We start from the raw sequence: 13696 nt of genomic DNA, 5'->3' as shown, positions 1-13696 counted from the left end.
GGTCTCCGCCTCTGCTTTAAATAATCAAAAATCCAAACGAATGGGGAATTACGCAATGCGTATTATTCTGCTTGGCGCTCCGGGCGCAGGTAAAGGAACTCAGGCTCAGTTCATCATGGAGAAATATGGCATTCCGCAAATCTCCACCGGTGACATGCTGCGCGCCGCAGTAAAATCTGGCTCAGAGCTGGGTAAACAAGCAAAAGACATCATGGATGCCGGGAAACTGGTTACAGATGAACTGGTTATCGCGCTGGTGAAAGAGCGTATTACCCAGGAAGATTGCCGTAACGGCTTCCTGTTAGACGGTTTCCCACGTACCATTCCACAAGCTGATGCGATGAAAGAAGCGGGCATCAACGTTGACGTGGTTCTGGAATTTGCTGTACCAGACGAATTAATCGTTGAGCGTATCGTTGGCCGCCGCGTACACGCGCCATCTGGCCGCGTTTACCACGTCACCTTCAATCCACCAAAAGTGGAAGGCAAAGACGACGCAACGGGCGAAGAACTGACTACTCGTAAAGACGATCAGGAAGAAACCGTGCGTAAGCGCCTGGTGGAATACCATCAGATGACGGCTCCGCTGATCTCTTACTACAGCAAAGAAGCTGAAGCCGGTAACACCAAATACGTAAAAATCGACGGCACTCGTAAAGTGACCGAAGTGAGCGCAGAGCTGGCTAAAATCCTCGGCTAATTCGTAGCTGAGATAAAAATACCGGGACTTGTGCCCGGTATTTTTTTGCCCATTTCTCAGCCTTTCGCTGTAATCGGTTCTCCCGTGGCGCTTTTACGTTACAATTATCAGCAATTTATTGATAAGGAGCGGAAATGAATCAGGAAAAAGTGGGCATCTTACTGGCGAACCTTGGCACACCTGATGCTCCGACTCCGGCTGCGGTAAAACGCTATTTACGCCAGTTTCTCAGCGATAAACGCGTTGTTGATACCCCGCGTTTGCTGTGGTGGCCGCTGCTGCGCGGCGTGATTTTGCCGCTGCGTTCTTCCCGTGTTGCCAAACTTTATCAATCCGTATGGATGGACGAAGGCTCGCCGCTGCTGGTTTATAGCCGCCGTCAACAGGCCGCACTGGCCGCGCAATTGCCAGATGTTCCCGTCGTACTCGGCATGAGCTACGGCACGCCGTCGCTGAAAAGTGCGGTAGAAGAACTGATGACGCACCACGTTGACCATATCGTCGTGCTGCCGCTGTACCCGCAGTTTTCCTGCTCGACCGTCGCCGCCGTTTGGGACGAATTAGGGCGCATTTTTGCCGATTACCGCTCTTTGCCGTCGATTTCGCTGATTCGTGATTATGCTGACGACGAGTCCTACATCAACGCGCTGGTGGCGTCGGTCAGAGACTCTTTTGCAAAGCACGGCGAGCCAGATTTGTTGCTGCTCTCCTATCACGGCATTCCCCAGCGTTACGCCAACGAGGGTGACGATTACCCGCAACGTTGCCGCGACACCACGCGCGAGTTGCTTTCAGCCCTCGAACTGCCACCAGAAAAAGTGATGATGACCTATCAATCGCGTTTTGGCCGCGAGCCGTGGCTGATGCCGTATACCGACGAAACCCTGAAAATGTTGCCTGAAAAAGGCGTCAAACATATTCAGGTGATGTGCCCAGGTTTCTCGGCGGATTGCCTTGAAACGCTTGAAGAAATGGCGGTGCAAAACCGTGAAGTGTTCATGGAAGCTGGCGGCACGAAATATGAATATATTCCGGCGCTGAATGACGACCCGGCGCACATCGCCATGATGATGAATCTGGTGCAGAAATATCGTTGATCCCGCTTATGGCCGTTAATGTGCTACCATTTCCGGCCTGATTAGCAACCTCCGAACAAAATCATGAAATTTCCCGGCAAACGTAAATCCAAACATTACTTCCCTGTCAGCGCGCGCGATCCTTTACTGCAACAGGTTCAGCCTGAAAACGAAACTGGCACTTCCTGGATTGTCGGGATCGACCAAACGCTGGTGGATATCGAAGCCAAAGTGGACGACGAATTTGTTCATCGCTACGGTTTGAGTTTCGGCCATTCGCTGGTGATTGAAGACGATGTTGCGGAAGCGCTGTATCAGGACCTGGTGAAAAAAGATCTGATCACGCACCAGTTTGCCGGTGGCACCATCGGCAACACCATGCACAACTATTCGGTATTAGCCGACGACCGCTCTGTTTTACTGGGCGTGATGTGCAGCAATATCGAAATCGGCAGCTACGCCTACCGCTATTTATGCAACACCTCCAGCCGTACCGATCTCAACTACCTGCAAGGCGTGAATGGCGCGATTGGCCGCTGCTTTACGCTGATTGGCGAGCAGGGCGAACGTACTTTTGCCATCAGCCCAGGCCACATGAATCAGCTTCGCGCCGACAGCATCCCAGAAGAAGTGATCGCCGGTGCGTCTGCGCTGGTGCTGACTTCCTACCTGGTGCGCTGCAAAGACGGCGAGCCGATGCCGGAAGCTACCATGCAGGCCATCGCCTATGCGAAAAAGCACAACGTGCCGGTGGTGCTGACGCTCGGCACTAAATACGTGATTGCTGAAAACCCGGAGTGGTGGCAGGCGTTCCTCAAAGAACACGTCTCGATTCTGGCGATGAACGAAGAGGAAGGGCTGGCGCTGACGGGCGAAAGCGACCCGCTGCTGGCGGCGGATAAAGCGCTGGATTGGGTGGATTTAGTCTTGTGTACCGCAGGGCCGGTTGGCTTATACATGGCGGGCTTTACGGAAGAATCGTCCAAACGCACCACGCAGCATCCGCTGTTGCCGGGCGCGATTGCCGAATTTAACCAGTATGAATTTAGCCGCGCGATGCGCCACAAAGATTGCCAGAATCCGCTGCGTATTTTCTCGCATATAGCGCCATACATGGGCGGGCCTGAGAAAATCATGAACACCAACGGCGCGGGCGACGGTGCACTGGCCGCACTTCTGCATGACATTACGGCGAACAACTACCACCGTTCTAACGTGCCAAACTCCAGCAAGCATCAGTACACCTGGCTGACTTATTCGTCTTTAGCGCAAGTGTGCAAATACGCGAATCGCGTCAGTTATCAGGTGCTAAACCAGCATTCTCCGCGCCTGACCCGTGGGCTGCCAGAACGCGAAGATAGCTTAGAAGAGTCTTACTGGGATCGTTAATTAAACGCCCTCACCCTAACCCTCTCCCCCAGGAGAGGGAACTCTACCGTTTTCTCCTTCTCGCCCAGGAGAGGGAACTCTACCGTTTTCTCCTTCTCCCCCAGGAGAGGGAACTCTATCGTTTTCTCCTTCTCCCTCAGGAGAGAGAACTCTACCGTTTTCTCCTTCTCCCCCTGGAGAGGGAACCCTACCGTTTTCTCCTTCTCCCTGGGGAGAGGGAACTCTATCGTTTTCTCCTTCTCCCTTTGGGAGAAGGCCGGGATGAGGGGGAACTCAAGCCACCGGCTTATCCAACAACCCCATCATCGTATTCGCAATCTCGCGCTCACCCATCACCACCTGATTCGCACCACGCTCGGTAATGTAATCCACCTCATCGTCATAATGGGCGCGGGCAATAATCTCGATATCCGGGCACTTGGCGCGTGCGGCGGTGACAATTTCCCCGGCCTCATAGCCATTTGGAATCGTCAGCAACAACCAACGAGCACAATCCAGATGCGCCAGATTCATGATTTCCTCATTGGCGGCATTTCCCAACACCGCACGAATCCCGCGCTCTCGCAGTTCATCAACCCGGCTACGTGACGTTTCAATCACCACCAGCGGAATACCCTGCGCCATTAATTTCTCACCCAGCAAACTTCCCACGCGCCCGAAACCTACCAGCAGGGCGTGATTGCAAATATCGACCGGAATTTGCTTCTCGTCTTCGATAGCTTCTTCCAGCGTCTGCTCTTCCAGCGTTTCAGTTTTTTCGAGATAACGCTCAAGAATCGCAAACAAAATCGGGTTCAGCATAATCGACAAAATCGCCCCGGCTAGCACCAGATTTTGCCCGGTTTGCGGCAGCAGATTCAGCGCCATGCCCAGTCCCGCAAGGATAAAGGCAAACTCACCAATCTGCGCAAGGCTAGTGGCGATGGTTAACGCCGTTCGCTGCGAGTGGCCGAACAGGCGCACCAGGAAGAACGCTGCCAGCGATTTACCAAACACAATAATCGCCACCGTGCCCAGCACGGCGAGCGGTTCCTGAATCAAAATTAGCGGGTCGAATAACATCCCGACGGAGACAAAGAACAGCACCGCGAAGGCATCGCGCAGCGGTAAAGTGTCATGAGCCGCGCGGTGGCTTAGTTCAGATTCGTTGAGCACCATCCCGGCGAAGAATGCGCCGAGTGCGAAGGAAACATCAAACAGTTCAACGGCCCCAAAAGCGATGCCCAGAGCCAGCGCCAGAACCGCCAGTGTAAACAACTCGCGTGAACCGGTAGCCGCACTGCGCGCCAGAATCCACGGCACCACGCGACGGCCAACAATCAGCATAATCGCGATAAACGCCACCACTTTGCCGATGGTTAAACCCATATCCAGCGATAATGTCGCCAGGCCAACATCGCCTTTTTCCAGCATATTGGCCACGGCGGGCAGCAGCACCAGCGTTAGCACCATCACCAGATCTTCAACAATCAGCCAGCCAATGGCGATTTGCCCGCGCTGGCTGTCGATTAATTGCCGTTCTTCAAGAGCGCGCAGCAGCACCACGGTGCTGGCGGTGGAAAGACAAAGACCGAACACGATACCGGTCATCAACGACCAGCCCATCAGCGATGAAAGCGCCATACCCAGCAGCGTCGCCACACCAATCTGGGCGATAGCTCCGGGAATGGCGATGGCCTTTACCGCCATCAAATCCTTGAGAGAGAAATGCAAACCGACGCCAAACATCAGCAGGATAACGCCCAGTTCAGCTAATTCTGGGGCAAGTTTAGTGTCAGCGACAAAGCCTGGCGTAAAAGGGCCGGCCAATACCCCAGCTAATAAATAGCCCACCAAAGGTGATATACGAAGTTTGTTGGCGAGCATACCGAGCAAAAAGGCCAGTACGAGGCCGCCGACAATGGTGGTGATAAGCGGGGTGGCGTGATGCATTCCGTCTCCTTTCGTGATTAATCCGATCCAATATGTCCAAAATCCTACTTTTAGTTTATGACAATTTTTTAATCGATGTGCGTGTTAAATAGAGAGTTTCTTTAAAAAAGGCGCATATGGACAAAAATGCGGGGCTGAGGGGCGTTTTGTACGTTTAATTTAGGAAAGGTCTGGCCGAATGTGGGGATGATGCAGGGCCAGAGAGTTTCTCTGGCCCTTATAACTATGACTTATGGCGGTTGTCAGGCAGGAATATGGTCAATATGCCGAGAAGTGGCAGGAAAGCACATATTTTATAGACTAATTCGATACTTGTATGGTCGGCAACCAGGCCGAGAATGGCAGCTCCCAGGCCGCCCATACCAAACGCGAAACCAAAGAACAGGCCGGAAACCATGCCGATACGCCCTGGCATCAATTCTTGCGCATAAACCAGAATTGCCGAAAACGCCGAGGCAAGAATAAAGCCGATAATCACCGTCAGGATGCCCGTCCATTCCAGCGAAACATACGGCAGGAACAGAGTGAATGGCGCAACGCCCAGAATCGAACCCCAAATCACGTATTTACGGCCAATCTTATCGCCCACCGGCCCGCCAATTACCGTTCCCGCGGCCACCGCGAACAGGAAGGCAAACAGGTGGAACTGCGCGTTTTGCACCGACAAACCAAATTTATGCATCAGGTAGAAAGTGTAATAACTGCTGATGCTCGCCATATAAAAATACTTAGAGAAAATCAGCACCAGCAACACAGACACCGCCTGAATCACCTTCTTGCGCGGTAACGGGTTTACGATCGGCGCGGCGGTTTTGCCTTTCGCCATGCGGTGTTGCGCGGCGTACCAGCGGCTGATTTGCAGCAGCACGATAATCGCCAGCAAAGCCGCCAGCACAAACCAGCCGACGTTGCCTTTGCCGTATGGCGCGATAATCAGCGCTGCCAGCAATGGCCCCAATGAGCTACCAAAGTTGCCGCCCACCTGGAACAGCGATTGCGCCAGACCATGACGACCGCCGGATGCCATACGCGCCACGCGGGAAGATTCCGGGTGGAACACCGACGAACCCGTACCAACAAGACCCGCCGCCAGCAGCACCATCGGGAAACTACCCGCCAGTGCCAGGATCACCAGGCCGCAAAGTGTGAAGCACATACCAATCGGCAACGACCACGGCATCGGGTATTTGTCGGTGTAGTATCCTACCACCGGCTGGAGTAGCGATGAGGTCACCTGGAAGGTCAGCGTAATCATCCCGATTTGCACAAAACTCAGCGAGAACTCACTCTGTAGTAGCGGGTAAAGCGCCAGAATGAGCGACTGAATCATATCGTTGAGCAAATGGGAGAGGCTGATTGCCCCCAGAATGCCGAACGCGGTGCGAGCCTTTTGCGGCTCAGGCGTAGCGAGAGTTTGGTCCGAGATTGCCATAAATACCTGTAATTATTGGATTGATTGTTTTTTAACCCAGTTCACTGATGGAACCGTAGGAAATCATTACTCAGCTAACATACCTTCTGGAAAGTTCTGAAGAAAGTCACAAGAGTGAAAAGTTATTTGTCTATGCTAGTAGGCTTCTGTTATTGGTGCGTAAGCAATTATTGAATATGGAGATTTGCGATGAAGTTCGTAGTGAAAGGGGTGACCACCGCACTGCTCATGGCAGTCAGTTTAACCAGCGCATCTGCACTGGCCTGGGAAAAAGATAAAACTTATAACATCACCATTTTGCACACCAACGATCACCACGGGCACTTCTGGCGCAATGAACACGCCGAATACGGCCTTGCGGCACAAAAAACGCTGGTGGATAGCATTCGCAAAGAGGTCGCGGAAAAGGGCGGCAGCGTGCTGTTGCTGTCGGGCGGTGATATTAACACTGGCGTTCCTGAATCCGACTTGCAGGATGCCGAACCTGATTTCCGTGGCATGAACTTGATTGGCTATGATGCGATGGCTATCGGTAACCACGAATTCGACAAGCCGCTGACGGTATTACGCCAGCAAGAAAAATGGGCAAAATTCCCCCTGCTTTCAGCCAACATTTACCAGAAAAGCACCGGCGAGCGTCTGTTTAAACCATGGGCCATCTTCAAGCCGCAGGGCATTAAAATCGCGGTTATTGGTTTAACCACGGATGACACGGCGAAAATCGGCAACCCGGAAAATTTCACCGATATCGAATTCCGCAAACCGGCTGACGAAGCCAAACTGGTGATTCAGGAGCTGCAATCCACTGAAAAACCGGACGTGCTGATCGCCGCAACGCATATGGGCCACTACGATAACGGCGACCACGGCTCTAACGCGCCTGGCGACGTCGAAATGGCTCGCAGCCTGCCTGCGGGTGCGCTGACCATGATTGTCGGCGGCCATTCGCAAAACCCGGTCTGTATGGCGGCGGAAAACAAAAAGCAGGTCGATTACGTGCCGGGTACGCCATGTGCCCCGGACCAGCAAAATGGCATCTGGATTGTTCAGGCGCATGAGTGGGGCAAATACGTGGGTCGTGCGGATTTCGAATTCCGTAACGGCGAGATGAAACTGGTGCATTACCAGCTGATCCCAATCAATCTGAAAAAGAAAATCACCTACGATAACGGTGAAAGTGAGCGCGTGCTTTACACCCCACAAATCCCGGAAAACCAGCAAATGCTTTCCCTGTTGACACCATTCCAGAACAAAGGCCAGGCGCAGCTGAATGTGAAAGTGGGTAGCGTAAACGGCCACATGGAAGGGGATCGCAGCAAAGTTCGCTTCGTGCAAACCAACCTGGCGCGCTTGCTGTTGGCGGCACAAATGGATCGCACCGGTGCTGATTTTGCAGTAATGAGCGGCGGTGGTATTCGCGATTCGATTGAAGCGGGCGACATCACCTATAAAGATGTGCTGAAGGTTCAACCGTTTGGTAATACGGTGGTTTATACCGATATGACCGGCAAAGAAGCGACGGAATATCTCAGTGCGGTCGCACAGAAGAAACCTGATTCGGGTGCTTATCCTCAATTCTCGAATGTCAGCTTTGTGGCAACCGCTGCGGGTCTGCAAGATTTGAAAATTAAAGGCGAGCCAATTGATCCTGCGAAAACCTACCGTATGGCGACGTTAAACTTTAACGCCTCCGGCGGTGATGGTTATCCGGCAATCGATAAAAAACCGGGTTATGTGAATACCGGTTTTGTGGATGCTGAAGTGCTGAAACAGTACATCGAGAAGAATTCTCCGCTCGATGTGAATGCTTTCGAGCCGAAAGGCGAGGTGAGCTGGAAGTAAGTTTTCCCTGGCCCTCACCCTAACCCTCTCCCACGGGAGAGGGGATCGTCCGTCTTTCTCCCTCTCACTAAAGCCAGACGGGGCGAGTCTTTCTCCCTCTCCTTGGGGAGAGGGCCGGGGTGAGGGCGTCCTACTTCAAAGGCAACAAAATATCCGTTTGCTGCGCATGTTCCGGGTGGTTTTTATCCAGTTCCAGATAGCGGAAATACACCGGGAAATCGCGTAGTTCTTCACCACTTTGCGGCAACCATTGGCGATAAAGATAGTAAACGCTGTCGCTGATTCGCTCATAAGCGCCAACATGCCGAACTACCGCGCAACGCCCGCCGGGTAGCGTTTTCCCGATCACGCCCTGCGGATTTTGAGGCACCACACCCTTCGCAACCAGGCTCAACTCACCACATACATCAAAGCGAAACTCTTCACCCGGCGTAGTGGCGGGGTCGCTGTAAGGCACGCCGTAAGTGCCTTGCGTGGTGTAGTCCGAAAGCCCGGATGCTTTGCGCCACTCAATAAAGTTTGCGACCGTATTATTAACGAGCATCGGGTCGCCAAGGTGTTCCAGCACCGCCACGTCCATCGGTTCGACAGTAATAATTTTCACGTCCATATTTTCTAACCTCTGCTGATTTTCCCGTCCGGGAAATTGAAAATGCACATGCCAGTCAACCCAGACAGGAGCTTTGCGAAACTCGCCGGGGGTCAGGCCGAAGGTATTTTTGAAGGCGCGGGAAAATGATTCAGGATTTTCAAATCCAGCATCCAGGGCAATATTAATCATTCTTTCCTGCGGGTTGCTCACCAGGCGGAAAGAGGCCCGTTTGAGGCGCATTAACTTGATGTAACGGCTAATGCTGATCCCACAGAATTGGCTGAATTGCCGATGAAAATGAAAACGCGAAAAACAGGCTACTTCGCTGAGTTGCTCGACGGTCAACGGGCTATCAAGATGCTGTTCGATATAGGCAAATACTTGCTCAAAACGTCGGGTGTAAAGTTGTTGTCTTTCGCTATTCATTATTCCTCCCTCAAGCGCTTACTTTGCCAGTGACTCTCTTTTCCGTCCTGACTGAGATTGCTCTTTTGGGAGGAAATAACGATCAGTCGCGGCGGGCTATTTCAGCAAAAGTAGCATTCAGTATTTTTGCCAGATCCAATGCGGCAAGTTCGATATCCAGCCCACGTTTACCGCCTGACACGTAAATCGACGGGAATTCCTGCGCGGGTGCGTCGATAACCGTTGGCAACAGCTTCTTCTGCCCCAGCGGGCTGATACCGCCAACCAGATAACCTGTAATGCGTTGCGCCACCATCGGGTCAGCCATATCCACTTTCTTCGCGCCCAACGCTTTGGCAACTTTTTTCAGGTCGAGCTGCCCGGAAACCGGCGTGACGGCGACGGCCAGATGTTTCATATCACCGTTAATCGCCACGAGCAGCGTTTTATACACCTGCTCTGCATTAAGGCCGAGCTTGCGCACCACTTCATCGCCGAAGTTGGTTTCGTTTGGATCGTGCTCATAGGCATGTAATTGAAATTGAATGCGGTTTTTTTCAAGAAGTTTTACTGCGGGTGTCATGTTACCTTCTTAGTGCTTTTGTCTGAAAAGCGCACAAATTATTAAGCTGCGTGATAACTGTGTGAATTACTATAATGTCACTTAATAGTGATAGCGTTAATGGTCACATTGAGCGACAATTCTTCATCTGGTTGTTAATTCGACCAGAATAACTACAAAAATAGTAAATTCCTCTTTGACGGGCCAATAGCGATATTGGCCGTTTTTTTATCTCCCCGTCATACTTCAAGCTGCCTCTTTGTTGGCTGCGTTCAGTCGCCCAGGTCACTTACTTATGTAAGCTCCCAGGGACTCTTTCTCTTGCCGCCGCGATGCAACTCGAATTATTTGGGGATATTTTTCAACAAGTCAGGCAAATTCCCCTTCCCGTAAAGATGCAGCGCGCCGACGGCAATAACGTAGCGCCCGGCGGGTAACTGCTGCAAGAAACGCTGCCACTCAAGATTCCGTTGATGCATAAGTACATCGTATAACTCATCGCCAAAAGTATTAGGCAATGCCACATTTTTGCTCTGCGGCGGGGATTCCAGCCACCAGCTAATCATCATTTGCAGCAATCGCGCATTGGTGTGCCAGTGGGTGAGCGTATCGGTTAACAGCGGCATTCCGCCGTTGGGCAAACGAGTCAAAATATCAATCTGATGTTCCGCACCTTCCAGCTCAATCACCGGAATCGCCATCGCTTTTGCCGCTTCCAGCATCTGAAAATCTATTCCGTAATCGGCTCGTAAACCCAGACGCTGCGCCTGATGAGCCTGGAGCACCAGCGCAATTTGCCAGGCGGGCTGGTTATCAATCTGGCTGAGCGGGATATCCAGTTCCTGGATTAACGACACCACTTGCGCCCAGTCTTCGGCTGACAAACGTTGTTCGAGGGGGATTTCTTCTTCGATTTGTGCGAATGGAGAGCCGCCCTGGGTGATGTCGGCTTCGACAATCAGCGCGTCGGCTTCCCGGAGTTTGTCGATGAGCTTTCCGGAAAGCGGCGCCATATCGCGCGTCCCCATATGGATACTGCCGACCAGGTGAAGATGGCGATTGCCGGGCAGAACAATATCCAGAGCGGGCCAGGGATAGTCGGGTTTTGAAAGGCTTGAAAACAATGCGGTAATTCGCGATAGCAGACCCATTGGCAGATTCCCTGGCAAAAAAGTTATGCTACCGCTGCGATGCGCCGGGTGCAAATCGCAGCGGGGATTTCGGTGGATAAGCGCAGCGTCATCCGACATTTAATCTTTCGGTTTAAAACGCAACAAACGGTTGGCGTTGCTGACCACGGTAATCGACGAAAGCGCCATTGCCGCCCCTGCCACCACCGGGTTGAGCAACGTTCCGGTCAGCGGATACAAAATCCCGGCGGCAATCGGAATCCCCAGCGTATTGTAGATAAACGCGCCGACCAGGTTCTGCTTCATGTTGCGCAGCGTGGCTTTGGAAATTGCCAGCGCATCGGCGACACCCACCAGGCTATGGCGCATCAACGTGATGGCTGCGGTTTCGATAGCCACATCGCTGCCGCCACCCATCGCAATCCCCACTTCGGCCTGTGCAAGCGCTGGCGCATCATTGATCCCATCACCCACCATCGCCACCTGGCGGCCTTGCTGTTGCAGCTTTTTAATCGCTTCGGCTTTGCCGTCTGGCAACACGCCCGCAATCACTTCATCGATGCCCGCTTCTTTCGCAATCGCATTGGCGGTGGTTGGGTTATCGCCGGTCAACATTACCAGGCGATAGCCGTTACGGTGCAGGCGTTGCAGCGCGCTAACGCTATCGGCACGCAGCGGGTCACGAATCGCAAACAGCGCAACCAGTTTGCCATCGACGGCTAACAGAACCGGCGTTGCGCCACGACTTGCCTGCGCTTCAATTTCTGCGTCCATGGCTGTGGTATCGATGTTTTGTTCAATCAGCAGCGCTTTATTACCGAGCAACAACTGACGCCCTTCGGTTTCGCCACTCACACCCAGCCCACGCAACGTGCGGAACGCATTCACCTGCGGCAATTCGACACCGTCGGTTTTGTCGAGAATCGCCCGCGCCAGCGGGTGACTTGAACCTTGCTCCAGTGCGCCAGCCAGTCTTAGCGCATCGGCTTCAGACCAGTTGTTACCCGTGCTGACCGCCACCACTTGCGGTTTGCCTTCCGTCAATGTGCCGGTTTTATCGAACACGATAGTGTCCAGCGTGCTGGCGCGTTGCAGCGCATCGGCATCGCGCACTAACACGCCAAACTCAGCGGCACGGCCCACGCCGGAAATTATCGACATTGGCGTTGCCAGTCCGAGCGCACAAGGGCAGGCGATAATCAGCACCGTAGTGGCAATCACCAGCGTATAAACAATTTGCGGAGCCGGGCCGAAGAAGTACCAGATGGCGGCGCTAAACAAGGCAATCAGCACCACGACAGGCACGAACACCGCCGAGATTTTATCGGCAAGTTGGCCGATTTCGGGCTTGCTGCTTTGCGCCTGGCGCACCATGCGGATAATGCGTGAAAGCGTGGTGTGGTTGCCGGTGGCGGTAGCGCGGAACAGCACGCTGCCGTCTTGCACCACGGTGCCTGCGTGAATCGGCTCATCGGTAGATTTTTGCTGTGGCACCGGTTCGCCCGTCAGCATCGCTTCATCAAACCAGGCTTCGCCCTGAGTGATTTCCCCGTCAACCGGCACGCGGTCGCCAGTGGTTAAACGCAAAATCATTCCGGCGGTGACTTCCGCCAGCGGCAGCGTTTTTTCACCTTCATCGGTAACGACTCGCGCCGTCGGCGGCGTTAAATCCAGCAGGCGTTCCAGCGCTTTAGACGAGCGTTGGCGAGCGCGTTGCTCGAGCATATGCCCGAGATTTATCAGGCCGATAATCATGGCGCTGGCTTCGTAATAAAGGTGGCGCGCTTCCATCGGGAAGTGCTGCGGCCAGATATTCACGGTGATGGAATAAATCCACGCCGCCCCGGTTCCGAGCGCGACAAGCGTATCCATAGTGGCAGTTTTGTTCAGCAAACTGCGCCACGCGCTGCGGTAGAAATGCCCACCGGCAAACACCATCACGCCTAGCGTGACCAGGCCGATGGCTAACCACAACGAGCGGTTATCGTCGGTGACCATCATATTGTCGCCGAACATTCCCCAGACCATGACCGGAATACCGACGGCAAGCGCCACAATTGCCTGCCAACGGAAGCGTTTAACGGCGGCGTTGGCGGTTTCTTGCTGGCGTTCGCGGCGTTTCGCGTCATCTTCGATGGCTTCCGCGCCATATCCGACGCTTTCCACCGCTTTAACTAATGATTCGGCAGAGGCAGACCCCATAATCAGGGCGCTGCGCTCGGCAAGATTCACCCGCGCAAGGCTGACACCGGGCACGTTTTGCAACGCACTTTGCACCCGGGTCACACAACTTGCACAGCTCATGCCGTTGATCAACAACTGTTGGCTATCGTCGTCATCTTCGGCGGCTGTCGGAAGCGAGGTATTAGCCGCTGTCAGTGCTTCCGACGGGATTGATGACTCTGTCAGCGGATCAGACTTTGGGTGGCTGGCCGCTGTCGCTTCGTACCCGGCTTGTTTCACGGTGTTGATAAGCTCCTCAACGCTCGCCGTTCCGGTAACGCTGGCGTGAGTTTGCGTGACATCGGCCTGTTCAACGTCCGGGCGTTGTTCCAGGCTTTCTTTTACGCGTTTAACGCAGTGACCACAGGTCAGGCCATCAAGATTAAGATCGATAACGTGAGACATTTTCAGAC

The 13696-nt window shown here is 53.4% G+C and carries 11 protein-coding genes; 4 read left to right on the top strand and 7 right to left on the bottom strand.

Annotation, left to right across the window (positions count from 1 at the left end; all coding sequences use genetic code 11):
- Nucleotides 1–55: 55 nt before the first annotated feature.
- The 3 genes from adk (at nucleotide 56) to D6029_RS06395 (ending at nucleotide 3165) form a co-directional block, all read left to right on the top strand.
- Nucleotides 56–700 carry an adenylate kinase gene (gene adk / locus D6029_RS06405; protein WP_034458097.1) on the top strand — a complete coding sequence of 215 codons (645 nt, stop codon included), beginning with the start codon at nucleotides 56–58 and terminating at the stop codon, nucleotides 698–700.
- 134 nt (nucleotides 701–834) lie between these two features.
- A complete protein-coding gene (hemH, locus tag D6029_RS06400; RefSeq protein ID WP_120063957.1) occupies nucleotides 835–1797 on the top strand; it encodes a ferrochelatase in 963 nt (320 codons plus the stop codon).
- Between the two features lie 63 nt (nucleotides 1798–1860).
- Nucleotides 1861–3165: an inosine/guanosine kinase gene (locus D6029_RS06395; protein WP_120063956.1), complete on the top strand. Its 1305-nt coding sequence runs from the start codon at nucleotides 1861–1863 to the stop codon at nucleotides 3163–3165.
- Here the strand turns inward: D6029_RS06395 and D6029_RS22915 are convergent.
- The 3 genes from D6029_RS22915 to D6029_RS06380 all read right to left on the bottom strand — a co-directional run bounded on the left by D6029_RS22915 (nucleotide 3162) and on the right by D6029_RS06380 (nucleotide 6529).
- Nucleotides 3162–3392, bottom strand: a complete 231-nt coding sequence (locus D6029_RS22915; RefSeq protein ID WP_472297465.1) for an inner membrane complex domain-containing protein — start codon at nucleotides 3390–3392, stop codon at nucleotides 3162–3164. The genes D6029_RS06395 and D6029_RS22915 overlap by 4 nt on opposite strands.
- A 46-nt stretch (nucleotides 3393–3438) precedes the next feature.
- Nucleotides 3439–5097, bottom strand: a complete 1659-nt coding sequence (gene ybaL / locus D6029_RS06385; protein ID WP_120063955.1) for a YbaL family putative K(+) efflux transporter — start codon at nucleotides 5095–5097, stop codon at nucleotides 3439–3441.
- A 223-nt stretch (nucleotides 5098–5320) separates the two neighbouring features.
- Nucleotides 5321–6529, bottom strand: a complete 1209-nt coding sequence (locus D6029_RS06380; RefSeq protein WP_120063954.1) for an MFS transporter — start codon at nucleotides 6527–6529, stop codon at nucleotides 5321–5323.
- Nucleotides 6530–6718: 189 nt separating this feature from the next.
- Between D6029_RS06380 and ushA the strand changes: the two genes are divergently transcribed.
- Entirely contained in the window at nucleotides 6719–8371 is a 1653-nt protein-coding gene (ushA, locus tag D6029_RS06375; RefSeq protein ID WP_120063953.1) for a bifunctional UDP-sugar hydrolase/5'-nucleotidase UshA, read from the top strand.
- 130 nt (nucleotides 8372–8501) lie between these two features.
- On the opposite strand, the gene D6029_RS06370 is transcribed toward ushA, so the two are convergent.
- The 4 genes from D6029_RS06370 to copA form a co-directional block, all read right to left on the bottom strand.
- Entirely contained in the window at nucleotides 8502–9389 is an 888-nt protein-coding gene (locus D6029_RS06370; RefSeq protein WP_120063952.1) for an AraC family transcriptional regulator, read from the bottom strand.
- Between the two features lie 82 nt (nucleotides 9390–9471).
- A complete protein-coding gene (gene ybaK / locus D6029_RS06365; RefSeq protein ID WP_120063951.1) occupies nucleotides 9472–9951 on the bottom strand; it encodes a Cys-tRNA(Pro)/Cys-tRNA(Cys) deacylase YbaK in 480 nt (159 codons plus the stop codon).
- A 323-nt stretch (nucleotides 9952–10274) separates the two neighbouring features.
- Complete coding sequence (locus tag D6029_RS06360) at nucleotides 10275–11081, bottom strand: TraB/GumN family protein (RefSeq protein ID WP_120063988.1); 807 nt, start codon at nucleotides 11079–11081, stop codon at nucleotides 10275–10277.
- A gap of 99 nt (nucleotides 11082–11180) precedes the next feature.
- Nucleotides 11181–13688: a copper-exporting P-type ATPase CopA gene (copA, locus tag D6029_RS06355; protein ID WP_120063950.1), complete on the bottom strand. Its 2508-nt coding sequence runs from the start codon at nucleotides 13686–13688 to the stop codon at nucleotides 11181–11183.
- Between the last annotated feature and the right edge of the window lie 8 nt (nucleotides 13689–13696).

Origin of the sequence: Buttiauxella izardii (assembly GCF_003601925.1) — a bacterium.
GTDB classification, from domain to species: domain Bacteria; phylum Pseudomonadota; class Gammaproteobacteria; order Enterobacterales; family Enterobacteriaceae; genus Buttiauxella; species Buttiauxella izardii.
Note: the sequence above shows the minus strand (reverse complement) of the source record. Positions and strands in the feature narration are given on the sequence as shown.

Excerpts from the sequence above, each read along its gene's own strand:
- D6029_RS06395 (WP_120063956.1), top strand. The coding sequence starts at position 1,861 with ATGAAATTTCCCGGCAAACGTAAATCCAAACATTACTTCCCTGTCAGC.
- D6029_RS06360 (WP_120063988.1), bottom strand. The coding sequence starts at position 11,081 with ATGGGTCTGCTATCGCGAATTACCGCATTGTTTTCAAGCCTTTCAAAA.
- ybaL (WP_120063955.1), bottom strand. The coding sequence starts at position 5,097 with ATGCATCACGCCACCCCGCTTATCACCACCATTGTCGGCGGCCTCGTA.
- ybaK (WP_120063951.1), bottom strand. The coding sequence starts at position 9,951 with ATGACACCCGCAGTAAAACTTCTTGAAAAAAACCGCATTCAATTTCAA.
- D6029_RS06370 (WP_120063952.1), bottom strand. The coding sequence starts at position 9,389 with ATGAATAGCGAAAGACAACAACTTTACACCCGACGTTTTGAGCAAGTA.
- adk (WP_034458097.1), top strand. The coding sequence starts at position 56 with ATGCGTATTATTCTGCTTGGCGCTCCGGGCGCAGGTAAAGGAACTCAG.
- D6029_RS06380 (WP_120063954.1), bottom strand. The coding sequence starts at position 6,529 with ATGGCAATCTCGGACCAAACTCTCGCTACGCCTGAGCCGCAAAAGGCT.
- ushA (WP_120063953.1), top strand. The coding sequence starts at position 6,719 with ATGAAGTTCGTAGTGAAAGGGGTGACCACCGCACTGCTCATGGCAGTC.
- hemH (WP_120063957.1), top strand. The coding sequence starts at position 835 with ATGAATCAGGAAAAAGTGGGCATCTTACTGGCGAACCTTGGCACACCT.
- copA (WP_120063950.1), bottom strand. The coding sequence starts at position 13,688 with ATGTCTCACGTTATCGATCTTAATCTTGATGGCCTGACCTGTGGTCAC.